14 protein-coding genes are annotated in these 18,208 nt (G+C 27.8%); 2 read left to right on the top strand and 12 right to left on the bottom strand.

All coding sequences use genetic code 11. From position 1 onward, the window contains the following. Positions 1-99 precede the first annotated feature (99 nt). Both asnB and PKK00_00845 read left to right on the top strand, forming a co-directional pair. Complete coding sequence (asnB, locus tag PKK00_00850; protein HNW96940.1) at positions 100-1,953, top strand: asparagine synthase (glutamine-hydrolyzing); 1,854 nt, start codon at positions 100-102, stop codon at positions 1,951-1,953. 249 nt (positions 1,954-2,202) lie between these two features. Next, a complete protein-coding gene (locus PKK00_00845) occupies positions 2,203-3,426 on the top strand; it encodes a hypothetical protein (protein ID HNW96939.1) in 1,224 nt (407 codons plus the stop codon). Between the two features lie 25 nt (positions 3,427-3,451). Here the strand turns inward: PKK00_00845 and PKK00_00840 are convergent, their stop codons facing one another. The 12 genes from PKK00_00840 to PKK00_00785 form a co-directional block, all read right to left on the bottom strand. Then, complete coding sequence (locus tag PKK00_00840) at positions 3,452-4,345, bottom strand: class I SAM-dependent methyltransferase (GenBank protein HNW96938.1); 894 nt, start codon at positions 4,343-4,345, stop codon at positions 3,452-3,454. A gap of 74 nt (positions 4,346-4,419) precedes the next feature. Next, positions 4,420-6,861 carry an N-acetyl sugar amidotransferase gene (locus tag PKK00_00835; protein HNW96937.1) on the bottom strand — a complete coding sequence of 814 codons (2,442 nt, stop codon included), beginning with the start codon at positions 6,859-6,861 and terminating at the stop codon, positions 4,420-4,422. Continuing rightward, the gene (locus PKK00_00830; protein HNW96936.1) at positions 6,858-8,018 is read right to left on the bottom strand and encodes a glycosyltransferase; all 1,161 of its coding nucleotides are present in this window, start codon (positions 8,016-8,018) and stop codon (positions 6,858-6,860) included. Before PKK00_00830 ends, PKK00_00835 begins: the two co-directional genes overlap by 4 nt. A gap of 4 nt (positions 8,019-8,022) precedes the next feature. Continuing rightward, positions 8,023-8,943: a glycosyltransferase family 2 protein gene (locus PKK00_00825; GenBank protein HNW96935.1), complete on the bottom strand. Its 921-nt coding sequence runs from the start codon at positions 8,941-8,943 to the stop codon at positions 8,023-8,025. A gap of 15 nt (positions 8,944-8,958) precedes the next feature. Beyond that, the gene (locus PKK00_00820) at positions 8,959-9,975 is read right to left on the bottom strand and encodes a hypothetical protein (protein ID HNW96934.1); all 1,017 of its coding nucleotides are present in this window, start codon (positions 9,973-9,975) and stop codon (positions 8,959-8,961) included. Between the two features lie 181 nt (positions 9,976-10,156). Then, a complete protein-coding gene (locus PKK00_00815) occupies positions 10,157-11,719 on the bottom strand; it encodes a hypothetical protein (protein HNW96933.1) in 1,563 nt (520 codons plus the stop codon). 463 nt (positions 11,720-12,182) lie between these two features. Next, complete coding sequence (locus PKK00_00810; GenBank protein ID HNW96932.1) at positions 12,183-12,893, bottom strand: methyltransferase domain-containing protein; 711 nt, start codon at positions 12,891-12,893, stop codon at positions 12,183-12,185. 5 nt (positions 12,894-12,898) lie between these two features. Then, positions 12,899-13,855, bottom strand: a complete 957-nt coding sequence (locus PKK00_00805) for a glycosyltransferase family 2 protein (GenBank protein HNW96931.1) — start codon at positions 13,853-13,855, stop codon at positions 12,899-12,901. Then, a complete protein-coding gene (locus tag PKK00_00800; protein HNW96930.1) occupies positions 13,845-15,305 on the bottom strand; it encodes a DUF6056 family protein in 1,461 nt (486 codons plus the stop codon). The genes PKK00_00805 and PKK00_00800 overlap by 11 nt, the downstream gene beginning before the upstream one ends. Then, a complete protein-coding gene (locus PKK00_00795; protein HNW96929.1) occupies positions 15,289-16,086 on the bottom strand; it encodes a glycosyltransferase in 798 nt (265 codons plus the stop codon). Before PKK00_00795 ends, PKK00_00800 begins: the two co-directional genes overlap by 17 nt. Further along, on the bottom strand, positions 16,056-16,988 hold the full coding sequence (locus PKK00_00790) for a glycosyltransferase family 2 protein (protein ID HNW96928.1): 933 nt from the start codon (positions 16,986-16,988) through the stop codon (positions 16,056-16,058). Before PKK00_00790 ends, PKK00_00795 begins: the two co-directional genes overlap by 31 nt. After that, positions 16,975-18,198: a glycosyltransferase family 4 protein gene (locus tag PKK00_00785; GenBank protein HNW96927.1), complete on the bottom strand. Its 1,224-nt coding sequence runs from the start codon at positions 18,196-18,198 to the stop codon at positions 16,975-16,977. Before PKK00_00785 ends, PKK00_00790 begins: the two co-directional genes overlap by 14 nt. Between the last annotated feature and the right edge of the window lie 10 nt (positions 18,199-18,208).

Genomic DNA, 18,208 nt, shown 5'->3' with positions numbered 1-18,208 from the left:
AGGTTAATGAAATCATTTTTTTGAAAATATTTTTTACAAAATTGTAAGTTACATGTTTGTAAGTTACAAAATTGTTACTTTTACAACAAGATTTATTTTATGTGCGGAATCTGCGGTTTTTACTCAAATTCAGGAGTTTTTTCAAGAGATGAACTTGGAGAAATGACTACCGCTTTATCGCACAGGGGACCTGATGCAGAAGGATTTTATTTTTCTGATTTCATTGGATTAGGTCATCGCAGGCTTAGTATCATCGACCTTTCAACATCAGCCAACCAGCCTATGCATTCGCATAACGGCCGATATGTGATGATTTATAATGGGGAAGTGTATAATTTTAAAGAAATTGAAAAAGAATTCAGTTCCGATATGTATCGGAATCAGAATTCAGAATTCAGATTGAAAACTACATCGGATACAGAAATTATCCTGGAAGCATTTTCCTTGTGGGGCGCTGATTTTGTGAACAAGCTAAACGGAATGTTTGCCATTGCAATTTATGATAAAGAAGAAAAATCACTGCATTTTTTCCGCGACAGGATTGGAATTAAACCTTTGTATTACTACTGGGACGGGAACAATTTCGCTTTTGCTTCGGAATTGAAAGCATTAATAAAACTGAATTTTATCAATAAAAATATTTCTATAAATCCAGTTGCCATCAACGAATACCTGCACCTCGGTTACATACCCGAACCGCATTCCATTTATAAAAATATTTACAAGTTTCCTTCGGGTTCTTACGGAAAGCTTACCAATAAAGGCTTTGAGATAAATAAATATTGGGATATTGATAATAAAATTTCAGAAAAATATATTTCTGATGAAAATGAAGCAAAAGAAATTTTAAAAGAACTTCTTGTTTCTTCAGTGAAATACCGCATGATAAGTGATGTTCCGTTCGGAACATTTTTAAGCGGCGGAATTGATTCAAGTCTGGTTACAGCAATTGCACAATCTATAAGTTCCGAACCGGTTAAGACTTTCAATATTCGTTTTGATGATTCAAAGTTTGATGAAAGTCCTTATGCAAAAGCAATAGCCGCTTACCTAGGCACAAATCATCACGAATATACCTTAACTGAAAAAGATGCGTTAGAGCTTATTCCAAAATTACCTGAAATTTATGATGAACCTTTCGCCGATTCATCAGCTATCCCGACTTTGCTTGTTTCAAAAATGGCAAAACAAAATGTTACCATGACTTTATCGGGCGATGGTGGCGATGAATTGTTCATGGGATATGGCGCATACCGATGGGCTGAACGACTTGACAATTCGATTATGCAAACATTTCGTTCGCCAATTCAAAAAACATTATCATTATTAAATAACCGCTATAAAAGGGCTTCGCAACTTTTTGAAAATGTAAATAAAGAAAATATTTGCAGTCATATTTTTTCGCAGGAACAATATTTATTTTCGCGTTCCGAAATAAAAAAAATACTTCAGCCTGACTTCTATCATGAATTTAAACTCGACGAAAAACCAGAGTTATCAAGGCATTTATCTGCTTCCGAAAAACAATCGCTTTTCGATTTGAAATATTATTTAAAAGACGATTTGTTGGTAAAAGTCGACCGCGCCAGCATGCATTATTCACTTGAGACACGCGTTCCACTTTTAGATTACAGGATTGTAGAGTTTGCATATAACCTTCATCCTTCTTTAAGAATGAAAGGAATTACAACTAAATATTTATTAAAAAAAGTTTTGTACGATTATATTCCTGAAAAATATTTTAACCGTCCAAAACGAGGATTTGCAGTGCCTTTACAAAAATGGATGAAGAATGAATTAAAGCAATTTGTTGTAGAAAACACTTCTGAAAATAAAATTTCAAAATCAGGAATTTTAAATTATAAAGAAATTGAAAAATTGAAGAAGGGATTTTATTTTGATGGAAATGATTATTTGTATAATAGATTGTGGGAAATATTAACGCTACATTGATTTATATTAATCATTTGATATATTATATGCTTTATGTACTTTTGTACGTATAAAATGTTATAAATTTTGACTTTACTTTTTACAATATCTGGTTCTGATTTTTCATCTAATTCCTCTGACTATATTTCAATTTTTGATTTCGGAGTTTTTTTTATATACTTGATACCTGTTCTTTTGTTATTTTCAATCATAAAACGTAAAAATGAAGAAAATGTACTAGCTTATAAATATTTCATTACTGGCTTTACTATGAAAATTTTATTTGGTATTATTTTCTCATTCATATATCTTTTCTATTATCAAGGAGGAGACAGCATATCTTATTTTTGGAGTTCAAGAGCGCTTAGTAGATTATTATTGGAAAAACCTGCAAATGCTATTGACATTATATTTTTTGATCATAGAACATTTGAAAATTGGCTTAGTTTTGATGCATACACTTCTTTACCATTAGGAAGATACTTTTTCTCTCAAGGTGATTCATTCAGTGTTGTAAGGTTTAGTACTTTTTTTATGCTTGCAGGGTTTAATTTATGGCTTCCCTGTTTATTACTTTTAAATATATTCTGGTATAGAGGTATTTGGAAATTCTTTCTATTGGTATGTAAATTTTATCCCGGAAATATAAAATGGAATGCTATCAGTATTTTATTTATTCCTTCTGTTCTTTTCTGGGGAAGTGGAATAATGAAAGATTCTTATACTTTTTCAGCAGCATTATGGCTGGTAACAAATATATATTACTGTTTTATTGAAAGGAAAAAGTTTATGAATAATTTTCTCATGCTCATAGTAAATTCATTTATATTAATATCATTAAAACCATATATTTTTGTTGCAATTATTCCTGCTTCTTTATTTTGGGCAAGTTATCTTTATATTAAAAAAATTAAAAACTCTGCTTTACGCTTCTTAGCAACGCCTGGATTATTAAGCATTGGAATATTAGCTGGTATTTTTGTATTAAGATTATTTTCTTCATCTTTAGGTTCATTTGGCGATATGGATAGCATGCTTAAGAAAGCCCAGGTTTATCAACAAGATCAAACAAGGGCAGAAGAATACGGACAAAATTTTTATGATATCGGAAAATTTGACGCTTCTTTAAGTGGCATTATTATTAAAACACCCGCCGCATTAGTTGCAGGTATTTACAGGCCATTTATATGGGAAGCTCGAAATCCGGTAATGCTCATTTCCGGTCTTGAAAATTTCTTATTACTTCTTTTTTCTTTGTTCATGATATTCCGAATAGGAATAAAAGCAGTTTATATAATAATTATTAAAGAACCATTTATACTTTTTTCGTTTATTTTTTCACTTATTTTCTTTTTTTCGGTTGGGTTAGCTTCCGCTAACTTTGGTGCATTGGTACGCTACAGGATAATAGCTATACCATTCTTTTTAGTCGCTTTAGCAAACACTTATTATCTAATTCGAAAATCCAAACAAGAAGAACAACAACAGCAATAACCGAAACTATAAACGTAAATTGATATTATTTCTTTCTTAACCATATTGCAAGCTCCATTCCTGTATTTGTCATTTTCATATACTTCTTAAGAATTTTATCAAATATTTTAGGGGCATAGGTCTGGCATACAAAATAACGACAATCAACCACTTCATAATTATTCATTTCTGCATGAAGCTCAAATGCTTTTTTTGTGAACTCATATAAATGATAAGGCGGATGCATTGGACTTAAATTAGTTACATAATCACTTCCCCTTATTTTATAATATTTATTTACTAATTTATTTATAAGCCATGAAGCGCTTGGGGATTCAATAAAAACCAAACCATTTGGTTTCACCCAATTTATAATTTTTTTTAATATCTCAGCTGGATTATACAAATGTTCTAATACAGCTGAAAAAAATATTGCATCAAACATATTATCTTGAAAAATACAATTTTCAATTGAAACCAGTTGCAATTTATCAGGATCAATACCCATTTTTGAAATTGCTCTGTCATAAAATGGCAGGGATGGTTCTATTCCGTACGCATCATATCCATATCTCTTAAGTGCAATCATATTTTTTCCTATTCCTGCACCTATATCTAAAATTTTCGAATCACTATCGAATTTTCGAATATTATTCATCCATTCAATATAATTTTTCAAATGATTATCAGGAATAGTAAAATATTCATTTGGCCAATACTCTTCTGGTGAAATATTATAATGATCACTGATATTCTCAGGTATAGGAAATGGATTCGGAAAAATCAATCCGCAACACACACATCTAACAATAGTAGTTGTAATACCTGTTTTTTTTCTAGGATTTTTCCCTTGTGAAGTATTTAATCTTCTGCCAAGTATTTTAAATTCAGATGAACCACAAAAAGAACACTTATCAATATTTAAAAAACTATATTTCATCTATTGTATTTATTATTAACCTTCATCTATTATATTATTTTGTCAATTAATGAAATACATAAATCATAAGAATATTACTTGTTCACTTTTCTGTAAACTTTATATATAAATTCCAATTTCCGTTTGTCGTTAGGGTAATCTTTATATGATTTAGGTTTCAGTTTCATTATATCATCAAATTCTTCTAAAGAAATACTAAATTTCTTACAAATATATTTCTTTTCTTCTTCAACAATCTGTGAATTATAGGGACTTTCTTTCAATTCATTCAAGGCATAATCTCTTGTTATATGACCCGAACAAATCTGGGTCGAGAAAGTAGCAAGACGATAATCTATACCAAATTTTTCAGGTAATATATACGACTGCACAAATTTTGTATAAAGCGACTCGTGATGTTTGCCACCATAGTTTTGCCAGTTTAATTCATTTTCAAGAATTTTAATTGCTTCCGATTTATTGTAAGGAACATAATTCAAAGGATAAATAATCTTTATGCCTTTAATAATTTTATAATACATTTCCTTCTGAAAACCAAATGTTGGGATTTTTTTTAATTTGACAGTTCCAAATCTTTTTTGAATAGCTTTAATGTATTTTATATCCTTAGCATTATAATGCCAGCTTTTTGGCAAAATGCCTTCAGTTGCAAAATTTCCTCCACTAAAAATATATTTGATTTTATTCTTATCAGCAACTTCATGCAATGCTGCAAGAATTGCAATATCAGTAGGCGTTTCGGCTTCGGGCACCGATGCTTTTAAAAATGCAAGTTGTAAATCACGAAATTCTTCCCAATCAACAACTATTGTATTTAAATCAATATCTAACTTTTTTAACGTTTTTTCAATATTATAAACTGCTAATTCTGAATTCCATCCATTATCAAAATGAACTGCAAGCGGCCTTAATCCCAAATTCTTTGCAAGATAAGCCGTGTATATACTATCAACACCTCCGCTAATTCCAATAACACAATCGTATTTATTTTTCTCGCCCGTTTTATGAATATCTTTAACTAATTTTTCAAGTTTTAAATCGCTTGATTTACCCTGATAAATTAGTTTTGCCGTTTTTTCAAAATAATCGGTACAATGATTACAGTATCCATTTTCATCAAAAGTTATATCAAGGTCGGATGTATCCATTACACAACGGGTGCATTGCTGGTAAACTGTTTTCTTTTCGCTTAGGATATTATTTATTATTTCAGCAAATTTCTGAACCTGAATCTTACGCGAAAATTGTTCTATCCCTACTGAATTACATTCAACGAAGCCTTTTAATTCAAATTCACTATATAACTCTGACAAAACTTTTTTAAGATGGTATTTATCTTTAATTATAATTCCAGAATTTGTATCCCTTATCAGGTCTTCCTGCACATGTTCATTAGCATTTCCAATGGCAGGAAGATTATAAAATTTTTCTTTTAAGATATTTCCTTCTTCATCATCGCTATAACAAAGCAGAATTTTTCGTTTAAGGGCAAGATAATCGTATATTTTGGTGCCCATATATGAAAAATAATTAAACAACAAGAATACATTTTCTTCAGCTAATCTTTTTACTAATTCTTCATTAGGAATCTTGGGAAATATTTTAACAATGGAATTTAACTCTTTGAATTTTGTATTAATTAAATTTTCTACTTCCGTTTCATTATTTATTCCATAGAAATTTATTTGGAATCTTGCATTTTTGTTTTCCTTAATAAATTCGGCACATACACCTAGGAAACTTTCAAGCGGATGCCATTTGTATATTGATCCTACAAAAGCAATGCTTAGTTTTTTATTTGATTGAGGAATTAAATTAACTTTATCTATCGCTTCCTGGTTATATCCATTAGGGAGTATATAAAATGTTTTACCTGGAACTAATTTTGAAATATGTTTCTTAAAAAATAAGGAAACTGTAGATACAGCGATTGTATTTCTTAAATATAATTTTTCGAAAAAAATATACCAAAATCTTGCAACCTGATTTTCGCTTCTGTTTCTATCCTGGCTCCAGGGATCCCTGTAATCAGCAATCCAGGGAATTTTAAATTTTTTATTTAATTTAGAAGCATACCTAAATAAAATATAAGGCTCGCCTGTAGCTATAATTAAGTCTACATTATTTTTCTTTAAATAATTTTTGGCCGCAAAATATAATTGAACTTTAGGACCTACAAGAAAGATATATTGTGCAAATTCAAAATAGGCAGAAATTAAACGACGCAAAAAGGTGTATTTTGACTCTTTATACTTTAACATCAATCTATTTGATAAGTTCGGAGTATATGGAGTTTTAATGATGATACCAAAATTTGTTTTTTCAATACTTACCTGGTTTGTTTCACTTGCTGAAATATAATCTAAAAAATTTCCATATTTATTCTCCCATTGTCGTGTAACTATTATCGGATAAACATTATATTCCAGAAAATATTTATACCAGTTATATGGCCTTAATCCCCCAACCGAAACATATGGAGGAAAATCGTAAGATAGGATTAAAACTTTCTTCATTCAATAGCCTCTTTATAATTTTCAATCAATTTATCTATTACTAGTTTTTCAGAATATTTTTTTTGACATTCTTCGGAAATTTTTTGTTGATTATATTTATTATAATTATTCATTAAATATTTTATTGCATCAGCCAATTCATCTATTTCAAACGAATTTAAAAGAATTCCGTTTTCAGAATTTATTATTTCACTTGAGCCACCTGAATGAGTTGCTATAACTGGACGACCAACTGCCAAGGACTCAATTATATTTATTCCAAAGGTCTCAAATTTACTAACCGAAATTAAACAATGACTATTTTTAAGTTCATTATAAACTTCCTGTCGTGACAAAGTTCCCAAAAATGAAATATATTTTTGCAAATCATTCTTTTTTACAAAGTTTTCTAAAAACTGTTTTTCTTCACCATTACCTATTATTTTAAGAAAACAAATTACTCCATCTGCCTTCAGACTTTTAATGGCTTCAAATAATAATTGATGATTTTTATTAATAGTTAAACTTCCGGTAATAACAATAATTATCGGGTTTATTTTTTCAGGAAAAGGATAATATTTAAATATTGGATTTAACGAATTAGGAATAATAATTTTTTGAAGTAGAGGCAATTTATATTTTTTTATCATTTCATTTGCCTGAAAATGACTTACAAATATCACCTTATTTGCATCTTTCAGTATTTCCTTCACATAACGAATATCCGATTTGTTTTGAATTTCAAATTCTGTTATTAATTTAGAAGCATGTTCCGTTATTACATATGGGATATTATATTTTTTACTTAAATAATTTGCAACAACACCTCCCATAAAAACGGAATGAGCATGAAGAATATCCGGCTTTCCATTTTCTTTTATATATTCTAAAAATATTTTTTCGGAATGATGACAAATATGAGTATATATTATTCTCCTAAAATAAGGAACTACGGAACTTTCACCATAAAACCATGTAGATAAACCATTATCAATATAATGACCTTTAACTGTTTTAATTTTTTTTAATCTTTCCTTAAAACCGCCTGTAAAATATGGATAAAACACACCCATCTTTAATCCAGAATGCATCAGCATTCGCGCCTGTTCTTCAATAAACGGAGCGTTTATTTCATTAGCATTTTTTTTATACCACGATGCAATAATAAGGACATGCATAATATTATTTTCTAAAGAAAGATATAGTAAAATGAATAAATAATTTTAATGCTATGATTATATTTTTCAAATCGACTTTATTTAATAAAAGTTTACATAAAATGTAAACGGCAAGCCCGAATTGCTTATTAATACGTGCCTGATACAAGTACATATTCAACTTTGCATTTATATAATTTCTAAAATATTTTTTTTGAATATATTTTTCAAACAAGTACCAATAGTTATCGCGTAAATCTTTTACAGCAAAAATATATTGTTCCACATCTTTCTTTTTTACCACGTTCATTCCTTTAACCACCGTGGAATTTGGATGCTGAACCAAAATTACTCCGTTTACATTGCAATTAAAATAGGGATATTGAGCAATTAATCTTAAATATAAATGGGTATCTTCCCATAAATAAAATCGTTCATCAAAAAGATTATTTTCAAAAATTTTTCTGTGGATAATTGCCTGTGAAACCTGTATGACTTTAAATTCTGAAAGAATATATTTAATAATAGAATCGGTTTCGGGAAATATATCAAATTGAATTTTAAACAGCCCTTGATTTTCAACCATCACCCTTGAAAAAAATATCGCAATTGGATTATTCTTTAAAGCAATTTCTTTTGCAAGTTTTTCTAAAAAATCGGGTAGCATGTAATCATCGCTATCTAAAAAACTAATATAATTTCCTTTTGCATTACTTATTCCTTTATTCCTAGCTGCACTACGTTCGGCATTTTGCTGAAAAAAATATTGAATGCGAGAATCTTTAAAATAATCAACAACTTCTTTTGTATTATCGGTCGAACCATCATCTACTATTAACAATTCCCAATTTGAAAATGTTTGAGATAATACACTTTCAATTGCCTTTCCAAGGAAATTTGATCTGTTGTACGTAGGTAATATTATACTAAAAAATGCATTTTGCATATTTGTTTTTATGCTTTATGCAATATTAAAATGTTCGGAAAATAAAATTAGTTCTGTGTTTCTGTCTTTAATTTCATCGATTATTTTTTTACAAAATTTCTCCATATCCAATATCTGATTATAATAGGCAATAACATTTTTTCTTATTCTTTGTATTTCATCTGGATTCATATTAATGACCAAATTTACTTTATTAATAAGACATTCCAAAGTATCAAATGAAATACAATTTTCCATATCAATTAATGGAGGATTAAATAAATGACCATAATTTGTAAGTGGAATTGTACCAACAGACATAGCTTCAACAATATTATGACAAAATGGAATTCTTACCCCAGGACAAGCTAGAAAGAAATCAGCTCTTGATAAGAAATAAAGCCAATCGTTATTGTCAATACGCAAATCATATTTACCATGTTTTATTTTCCATTGCCAGTCAATCATAATCAACTTATTTTCATAAGATATTTCTCCTAAAAAAATCCGATCAATATAATCACGCAATTCAACAATGTTGATAATTTCATTTGGAAGAGTTGTCCTTAAATGTTCAATAATATCATAACGATTAAGCATTTTATAATGCTCATTTATTTTATTAATCACATATGTCTCTTTATGTGTATTACCCGAAAATAATATTTTTATTTTTCGATCTACATTTCGATAACTTCTGGTCTTCAAATATATTTGATTATCATAAATGATAGGATGCATGGGATAAGGAACATCTATTTCTGAATCTGTTTTCTTTGCATTTTCTATGTCTTTTAGAAAGAATTTTTTTAAAGAATTAAATTTTAATTCATTCTCCAAATTATCATAAAAGTACATTTCAACTATAATATTATTTTCTAATTTTTTTATTATCTGAAGATTCTTAATCCTGAATATTCCTTTTACGCCAAATACACTTTTGGAAATAAAATTATAATTATGAAAAAGTAAAATATTATAACCTTCCTTTTCTAGATAGCACATAATAGGGAAGCAATGCAATGCATTGGCAGTATTGGTTAAATAAAACACAACAGATTTTTTATTTATACAATTATGCGAGAAAGAACGATACAGAATAAAATTTTTAATATAATTTATAAACCGAATTAATTTTAATCGAAGAATATGATATGTATGCAATAAACTAAATATTATATTGTATATATAAATTCTTTTAAAAAATATTTTTGATTGCTCTTTTGAATACATTTTAACTATTTATTATTAATAATCTTTCCCCGCTACGAATATCTTTTATTTCCTTTTTTATTGTTTTTTCTAAGCAATTTGAAATTAACGCTCCCTTTTTAACAAAAATATATTTTATTCCATATTGTTTTATAAAATTAATCTGACTTTGTTCATAATTTGTAAAACGATTATTGATTTTTTCTTTTTCGATAAATTCATACTGTTCTGATGTAGTAAGATAATATTGATCATATAATGGCAAATCACTAATTTTATTATATAAAATATAATTATTTATAGGAACATGAAGGTTATTATTACTGAAATAATGAATAAACATTCCGGGATAATATCCTAAAACAAGTGAATAACTTGGTAAATCAGGATGATTATAATCAGATTCATTTAATATTATACCGATAATATTTAATGACTTATTTGCTGCTATTTCCGACTTTACAGAATTAATATAATCAATTGAATAGGTATTACCTTCCTTAAACAGATTAAAAGATGAATTAAATACAAATCTTAAATTAATAGTTAAATAGAACATTAACGAAATCAATCCAGTTATACGAATAAGTTTATTAATACTTTGATTAAAATAAATAATAACTTCAATAAAGATTACAGAAATTAAAATATAAAACAAGGGTATCAAATTTGTAAAAATCTGAAGAGAATCCAATAAGTCTTCAACAATAGCAGATGTAATACTACCACAAATAAAGAACAATCCAAAAAGTATTAATATTAATAAATAATCATATATAAATTTGATTTCATAACGAATTTTTAAAACAATTAATAAACTTATAAAAGGTACAAAAAAAAGAAGTAATCTAAAGAAAAATAAATTCAAAATGTTTAACATAACATGCAATATCTTGTTATAATAACTGATATTAAAAGGATCTAAAATTATATTTGATAAAATCGAACTACTTGAAACATATTTGGATGTATATAAAGTTTGATTATAAAAATAAAATAAATAGTAGAAAATTAATATTACAAGGACATACACCAAAAGAAAAATTCGTTCTTTATTATTCATACTTCTAATAAAAAAATCAATCAAGATAAATAATATCAATCCTCCCGCAATACCTGGTAATATACCAACTGAAACAATTATCAAACTTCCTAACATTATATATGCAGATATTCTATTCCCTTGAAAATATTCAACTAAGAATGAAAGAAAAAACAAACATGGAAAACTATATTTTCCATATTGCATAAGAGTTAAAGACATTACTCTCCAACTTGCATGATTATTTAAATAACTATACTTCGCATAAAGCGGGAGATAGATTCCTTCAAAAAAAAGAAGTAAAAATCCAAATAAAATTATTAATAGGTTTATTTTTGTTCTATTCTCAAAAAAAGAGAGAAACCCTATATTTACAGCTAATAACAACAATGGATATGTAATTAGAATAAGTGTTTTTGCTGAGTTAAGGTTCAAAAGCCAAACAATAAAAGCATTCAACCATAATTCACAATAATGATAAGGAACACATCCGGAAAATATATCAGGATGTAATATTTTCAAATCAAATGTTTTATTTTCCAAACCATATAATCTGAGCGAATCACTAAGTTTTGAATAATAAAAATAATCAAGATCCCCGATAGGAAATGAGCCATTCCAATTATTAGCAATTGGAATTATTTTAAATAAATAAATGGGCAAGAATAACATAAAAACCCAAATTATTTCAACTAAATATTCCTTCACACAAAAATTAAACTTAGTATATTTAATCAAACCTCTTTTTTGTTTAAAAAATAAATAAAACAGAATAACAACAATGAATAACAGATTTATTGTATTAAAAGATGATTTTGAAAATGAAAAGATTATTATTAATAATGTTAATCCAGATGTTAATTCAATAAATATTTTCAGAAATTTTCTTTCTGGCAATTTAACAAAAGAAGACATTAATTTACCAATGAATAATATCAATGCCAACATTAACATTGAGCATAATAAATATATTACAAAATCTGTTAACATTAGCTTATATATATTTTTATATAGTTGGTTTCTTCATAATAATAAGCAATGATTTTCCGAATTTATAAAATACTACTTTATCAATAATTTTTGACATAGGCACTACTATCTTGTCCCAAAAAATAATTTGCTTTTGTGTTGGATATTTTTGTTTTAAAAATGTATGATTAACCATAGAAAGAAGAAACCCCATTGAATCCATATATTTTATTTCTACAACTTCCCATTTGTCAGGTATTATTTTTTTTAATCTTTGCTTATTATATCTCCTATAGTGTCCGATTTGTTTATCAAAAGGAGAATACAAGTATTGATGAGCCGGGACTAAAATAATTAAAAAACCATCCGGTTTTAAATGCAAAGCTGCTTTCTGTATTTCCTCATGATCATTTTCGATATGTTCAAGTACATCAAAATATAAAATTGATGCAAAGAACTGGTCTTCTTTTAAATCCTGAATTGTACCATTTAGCGACTTACAAAAAGATGGCAGTTCATTATTATAAATTTTTTTTTTAATTATCTCTGATAATTCAAAATCTGGTTCGATACAAGTATACTCTAAAATATCTTCATTTACCAAAAATTGAACATTATTACCCATCCCTGCACCAACTTCAAGAACTTTATTCCCAAGGTATTTTTTTACTTTACATGACCAATAGCTTTTCCAATTAATGGCTTTTCCAAATAAACCTAACTCTTTACCCTTGTAGTCGAACAACATTTAAATTAGTTTATGGTATCAACAAATGATTTATAATGTATTGCCGGAACAAATTCATCAAATTTATTCTTCTGGAATAATATTTGAAAGATAAGAAAAACACAAATAATAAATATTTCTATTCCCAATATTAATAATAAAAATATCATATTAGAGGTCCAACCAGGTATTGCCATATCAGTAAAAATTTTTACTCCAAGTATCGATAGCATTGCAAGAATTATAATAAATATTGATACTACAGAAAATATTAATAATCGGGTTGCAACAGTATTAAAATGAACCGATATTGAGCTTAACCCGTGAAGCACCAAAGAAGATAAATTCATTTTCGATTTTCCAAAATAACGTTTATTCCTATTACATAATACCAAATTATAAGGTAACTTTGATTTAATAACTGCACCCGAGTAATGTACTGAAATTTCAGGCATATAAACCAATTTCGATAATAATTTTGATGGGATGATACTAAAGTTACCAAAAGTTATTTTTTCCCCTGTTAACAGTTTAAAAATAATCTTATAAAAAAAATAGAAAAATTTAAATGAACTTTTTTCTTTCCTTCTTCGCCTGCTTGCAAAAGAAATACAGGCATAATTTGTGTTCTTAATATTCTCATATAACCTGATAATATCTTCCGGATTATCCTCCCCATCTGCATCCATTACAACAACAGCATCTGTTTTGACATTTTCATTAATATATGCAAGTCCTATGGCTATTGCTTTTTGATGTCCAACGTTTCTATTAAGATTAATAATTTCAATCTTTATGTTCTCTTCAATTTTATTATTCTGCTGAGTAGAGCAATCATTTACTGCAATAATTTTATAATTACCTATTTTATTTGTTTTACCCAATTCATCGATTTGTTTCAATAATTCATTCATGCTATCCCAGTCATTATAAAATGGAAGCAGTATGCAAATGTTGTAATTGTTATCGGAATTACTTTTCATAAAGCATTATTACTTTTTTATTATAAAATTTTTCATATACATCGTTTGGCCAATAGTGCATCTGATGATTAAGATCTGTTACAAATAACGAATGTGGTTTATTTTTTAATGGTGCTAAAATACAAGTATCGGCTTTACTTTTTAAAATATATCTTTTACGTTGATTCATTTCTATCTCATACTTTTTCGCATTTCCTGAAAATAAATCGGAAAATGCATATTTAATATTATTCTCTTGACTAAAATTTAAAACTATAATTAAAATTATAATACCATAAATAAACTTTAAATTTAATGAAAACCCTTCATTATAATTTTTATTACATAATTTCTTTTTAAGAATAAAGTTTATCACGAATTGTAAATTTATAAACCATAAAATAATAAATATAAAATAAATAAAATTAACAGCACGTTCTGGCAAAGGTCCACCTAAATTCCAATACCCAAGAAAGAATAAAAATGATATAGAAAATATACTGATACCAATCATTATCAATGGATGAATGCCAGATATTTTATTAAAAACAGTGTTTTTATTATACTGAGATATTCCATATGGTATATATAAAATCGTAAATAACAATATTATTGAATCCCTTAACCATTCAAATATTAAATAGCTTGAAGTTATCAGAACAGATTCTTTTAAAGAATATAATAAATCATGTGCTTTTTTATGAAAAAGCATTGTTTCAGAAGCTGACCTTATAGTATTTCCAGGGGACATAAAAACAATAATACAAGAAAATACAATAATTGCAAATAATAGTAAAAACTTAAAGTTTACCTTCTTATTTTTTATTGTTTTAAATACCATGATGACAAAAAAACTAAATGTTAAAAATAACATTGCGACTTCGCTCAGTCCAATAATTATAAAAGCCAGTACACATAATACAATAAAATAATATAGCTTTTTATTTTTAGATTTTACCCATTTATTTTCTGTATAATTTATAAGTATTGTATAAAATATTAGGGTAAATGAAATTGGAAGAAAATAAATTACTGAACCTGCAAGCCAATATAATCCTTCCGATATTCGAGGCATTTGATAAAGGAATATTATATAAACAGATAATGAAAAAATGTGTAATGTAATTTTATCTTTTTCAGATAATAAAATTTTAATGAAGTTAAATAATGAAATATAAAATAATACCTGAAATATGATACAAAATAGCTTATATATTATTGGTTCAAATCCAAGAATATTGTAAATATTCATTATTAAAATAAAAGTATATCTGCCAAACCAGTTTAAATACCACGCTTTAAAAGAACCGAAAAAACCATACTCTTCATAATAAATTTTAAACCAAAAATCGTCGGAATGGGGCAAAGCATAAAAACATAATATAATAAATGGAATAATAATAATAATTAAAAAGATAAGAAATATCTTTCTGGAAAATAATCTTTCAATAATTTTATCTTGAATTAGCATGCAGTATTTTGGTTTTTATAAATCGTAAAAAATGATAACCCACATTCCTATAAAAAGAAATTGACTGAAACGGATTTTTAATTATTTGTTTAAAAACAGCTTTAAATCCTGCTTTATAACGGTTGTTCCAAAAAAACCTGAAAGGATCGAACCAGGTAGCATTCCATAAATGTATTGCATAACTATCGGGTTTTATAAATTTTTTATAATCTTCATCAGCCTGCTGAAAACTCATAGGATAAAAATAATGCATTGGAAAAATTGCAGTATTACCAAGTATTTGTAATTGACCTGTATCGCTTGTCATCCCTAATGATTTAAGCACGGGGCTAATAATTTTAGGACTTTCTTTAAAAGTATCATCAAATTTAAAGTCATAATAAAATTTTAAACATTCACTAATGATTTCATTTCCGGACATACTTCCAATTATAGCGGTGTTAACATTCTCTTTACTTTCAAAACCCCAAAAAGAATCATATTTCAGTAATTCATCCATGTTTTTTAATACCATCATATCTGTGTCAAGATAAATACCTCCATAATTATAAAGCACTTTAAATTTTACAAAGTCTATCAATAACCCCCATTTTTTATCACTGCTAAAACGCTTCATGTAAGGAATATCAAATGCAAAATTTGATTCGTCCCAACGTTTTATTTCAAAACCGGGAAAATATTTTTCCCAGCTTTTCAAACATTGTTTGTCTGTCAATGGCATTTCCTTACCACCAAACCAACCGTAATGAATTATTTTTGGGATTTTTTCTTCCTCAGCCATGTCTTTAGTAAAAGTAAGGGATTTCTTTGTAATACAAACATACTTATTTTAATATTATCTTTCACCGAAACACGGTTACCGGAAACATCACCATAATTATATTGATAAACCATTGCATCAAGAGCTTCTTTATAAAAAGGCATTCTTTCTTTTTCAAAATATTTAATCAGAATCATGTATTCATAAATCCTGGTCATATCGAATTGAGTATGTTTCCGAACAGTTGTTTCGTGAAAACGGAAATAATTCAATCTTTCATTTATATAACTCACTCTCGTTTTTCTTAAAAGATGTATCCAGAATAACCAATCGCCAAACAGTTTTGTTTTTCTTATATCATCAAAAACAGAAAAATCAACCAGATCTTTTTTAAAGATTACAGCACTTGCATTAGGAACAGAGTTTCTTTTCAACATATAATCCTTAATAAATTCATTTCCATCCATATCAAAGTCATTGCCAAACAAAGGAAACACAACAGGATCGGGCATCGACGAAAAATTATATAAAGTAATAGCATTATTTGATGAATCAATAATATTTGAACGGCAATATACAATACCTGAATTACCGTTCATACTTTTTTGATAGGCTTTCTCCAGGAACGTTTTTTCGGCGTAGTCATCCGATTCGGCAATCCATATCCAATCACCCTGAGCGGTTTCAATACCTTTCTGCCATTGCTTAAATGTATTTCCGCTGTTTGTTTCATTGTATATTATCTTAAATATTTTCTTATGCTCTTTGTATTTTTCAATGACCTTCTTACTACCATCGGAAGAACAATCATCCAGGATGATGACTTCAATATCATCAAACGTTTGATTTAATACACTGTCAATACGCTGTTCCAAAAAACAGGCATGATTGTAATTGGGAATTATGACACTAATCTTCTGCAATGCCAGGTACAATTAACCGGTGATACATATGTTCAATAATATTAATATCAAAATGTTTTTTTACAGTCAGGTATGTATTTCGGCTTAACTCATTGAACAATTCATTATCATTACTAAGTTCTTTTATAAAATCAACCGCTCTCTCAACCATAAGCTCTTCCGGGTTTACTGGTAATAAATACCCGTTCACTCTGTCAGAAATATATTCCGAAATGTCGCCTACATCAGTAATAACAGGGACACACCCAAACGACATAGCTTCAATTAAAGTTTTCGGCATTCCTTCAGTATAAGAAACAAGAATAAAAATATGGCTGTTTTTATACATTTCGGAAATTGTCTTCTCATCTGCAATCAATCCCAACCAGTTTATATTTATTATGTTGTTATCCTTCCATTTTTGAGGATCAGGACCTATTACATTAAATACAAAAGGGATTGTTTCCAATGTTAATTTTTCTGCTATTCTGTTAATCAGGTAAATTCTTTTTTCCGGGGCATCGCGTGCAACAAATATCAATTTCAACATCTTGCCATCCGGCTTTTCACTATATTCATTCGGGATATTTGTCCCGTTTAAAATAACATGTGCCTTATTTATCAATAACGGGTCGATATTATTATTTTTATAGATCTGCTCCAGCATGTCTTTAAGATGAGGCGAAACAAGAATACGTTTATTAATTCTTGGTACCACATCTAAATTCAGATACTCCAGGTCGGAAGGATTGTCTGGTTTTAAATTATGAATTATATCAATTACCCTTACATGTTGTTTTAATAATGGGAAAATGGCTTTAATAAAACTATCATTCCAGAAAAAAAGCACCGACTTTTTGTTTGCATTCAGGCTGCCCACAATCCATCCCTTTATCCATGCCATATTAAGATAACTAAATTTCGATGACTCGAGGTAATCGGATAAAAAAACCACATGACCAAATTTATTGAATAAATTTAACCATGCCGTATCTTCTTTTTCATTTAATGATAACCATGGATTAATCTTATACCTGATAAATATATATGGTTTTGCATCAGATATGGATTCCAAAATATCAAGATGCACTTTTTCGGCACCACCTACTGATGAGAACGGGAAAAAACAAAAGATTGCAGGATTTTGTTTAAATCTAAAATGAACATAACCTCTTATATGATTTATACAATATAAAATTTTTGATGCTATAAACCTTAATTGTGATAACATTAAATAAAAA

Source organism: Bacteroidales bacterium (assembly GCA_035353855.1).
Taxonomy (GTDB): domain Bacteria; phylum Bacteroidota; class Bacteroidia; order Bacteroidales; family CG2-30-32-10; genus DAOQAK01.
Note: the sequence above shows the minus strand (reverse complement) of the source record. Positions and strands in the feature narration are given on the sequence as shown.